Genomic DNA, 2,331 nt, shown 5'->3' on the forward strand with positions numbered 1-2,331 from the left:
GAACTTTGTGAAAAATATTTGTAATACCGATTACATTAAGTATGTGATCTAAATTTTACGCAGGGAAAACAGCTTAATTCAAGGCGTAAGTTGACCCTTTCGAGAGATTAACTACGTTAATCCTCTACCGGTAGAATTAAATTAAAGACTTTAATTCTTTAATGGTTGTTCCCTTTGCGAAACTTACAACGTAGAAGTGAGTTGTTTTAACCAGTAAAATAGATCAGCTATTTATTGTAATTGGTATAACAGGTGATTAACCAATCACTGCGTAAATACCCATTTGGCAAACAGAGTGCATTTAAGTGACCTTATATTTGGTTATTTGTTAGTGTGCGATTCACAATATATATACTCTAAGTAATTTAAAAACTTACACAAGTGGATTAAAAACACGCTAAAATATCACATCAACAAGTATTCTGGTCAAGATAACAAAATACTAAACCTCTACTTGTTGATCTAAATTAAACCAATAAGTTAATAGTTTAAAGCGTCGACTATCCCATCTTTTATTTCTTGTTACAAGTTTGCTCGCTGTATTATCAGGCACAAGTGGCACCTCACTTGTCATGCAATAAATAACCAGTTTGTAACCAACAGTAAATGTGATTTAAACCACCTGCATAACCGTGTAATCTTTTAATACAGAAGAGATAATAAACAACACCGAAGATTCATCACTAACGAGGTAAAAATTATGATTAAAGAAATTATGAAACGTTTTGCAGTGATCGCAGTGGTACTTACAGTGGTGGTCGTGGGCTTCACTGCTTAAGTTACTTTTTACACTTCAAGCCTGTACAAACAGCCTTGAAGTGTATTTTCAGATGGCGCGGCACACTACTCTATATTTTGCACCTGAATAAAGGAATAAAACAACACAAAAACAATGAGATAAAACCACCAAAAGCAACAAAGAATCAAATTAGTAAGCACTAAATCATTCCTCAGAGCATCTGTTTTTAACACCTAATCCAATTTGCTTTTGAAATGCAGGGTCTAACGCCCTAGGGGATTGTAAACTTGAATAGATTTTATCTTCAGGAGACAAGGAATTAGGCACAAACGCTATCACATGCTCTTCTTTAGTTCGCACCACATCACACACCCCACCTAATTGTGCACATTGGAACTCAAATACAGCAATCAAGCTTTCATCGTTGCGAACCAATTTAAAGCAGATTGAACCTAATTGCTTTTTATCAAGTGCGGACATAAATACGCAATGATATAAAAGTCGGCTTGATTTGAACCACATGGATAATCAGATAAACAAAGATACAGATTTTGTTCGCAACACTTAATTATTGAGTCAGCCTTATAGAAGGAAAACACTTTATTATCAACTACTGTTGCTTCCTGCTTCCCATTGGTTCCTATTTAGCTTTGCTTTAAGATGAATACCACAATTAATAACCTAGCTGACGTTTCATATTATCAACATTATCAGACACCCAGCTTTTTGATATTCCCCCCCAAGATTCAATAATATACTCACCATCTTTCAAAGCACCTTTGAAAGAGCAAACAATATCTAAGTCCTTGAGGCTAACAATTGAGTCCTGAGCGGTTCTACGCGGAATTTCAATTTCATCCATTATTTTTGGGACGGTATTAATTCCATTATCAATAAAGTGAGCTAATAGCAATCTTCGATAAAATGATGTTTTGGTTCGGCTAATGGGCATAATCGACTCTAAATTAGTTAAATAACAATCCTAGCAATTTAATTCCATAAAGACGCGATCCAAATCTAATATCTAGCTAAATAGATATGCACACCAGACTTGACTCGAATGGCACTGCATTAATATTTACAAGATTAAATAATACCATTCCGCATCATATTGTGATCAGGGCTTGTTGATGAAAAATGATGAAGAGCAAGGCGCATGATTGAGTAATAGCTAGCTATTGCGATTGAATGCAACGTAGCTATTTATTATTTTAAGCAACAAGATAGATCAGATACTTATGCGGATTGGTATCATATACCAATGGAGTTTTGCAAAGTCTTAAAGCAAAATTTAAACATACAAATATCATCATAAAACTTAACTGTGACGATGATTTAACCGTAAATGAGGAGCCAGGTGCCTTTTCTCAAATTATCACCCATCTAGTCATCAGTTCCTTAGTGCATGGTTTTGAAAACATTTCATCTGGCAACATAAGGATCAATATGACTTACAAACAAGATACTGTTCATTTTATCTGTACCGGCTCTGGTAAAGGTATAATACCATTCCGCTTAATATAATGATCAGGTTTTACGCAGGGTAAATGACTAAGGTCAAGGCGCATGATTGAGTAATAGCCGGCTATTGC

General features: G+C 34.9%; 2 protein-coding genes. Both read right to left on the bottom strand.

Annotated features, from left to right (window positions below):
* Nucleotides 1-943: 943 nt before the first annotated feature.
* Entirely contained in the window at nt 944-1,219 is a 276-nt protein-coding gene (locus G322_RS22495) for a hypothetical protein (RefSeq protein ID WP_051143805.1), read from the bottom strand.
* A gap of 193 nt (nt 1,220-1,412) precedes the next feature.
* Nucleotides 1,413-1,691 carry a helix-turn-helix domain-containing protein gene (locus G322_RS0118810; protein ID WP_022943215.1) on the bottom strand — a complete coding sequence of 93 codons (279 nt, stop codon included), beginning with the start codon at nt 1,689-1,691 and terminating at the stop codon, nt 1,413-1,415.
* Nucleotides 1,692-2,331: the final 640 nt, after the last annotated feature.

Source organism: Psychromonas hadalis ATCC BAA-638, assembly GCF_000420245.1.
In the GTDB taxonomy this organism is placed as follows: Bacteria; Pseudomonadota; Gammaproteobacteria; order Enterobacterales; family Psychromonadaceae; genus Psychromonas; species Psychromonas hadalis.

Coding starts and splice junctions, on each gene's coding strand:
- G322_RS22495 (WP_051143805.1), bottom strand. CDS start 1,219: ATGTCCGCACTTGATAAAAAGCAATTAGGTTCAATCTGCTTTAAATTG.
- G322_RS0118810 (WP_022943215.1), bottom strand. CDS start 1,691: ATGCCCATTAGCCGAACCAAAACATCATTTTATCGAAGATTGCTATTA.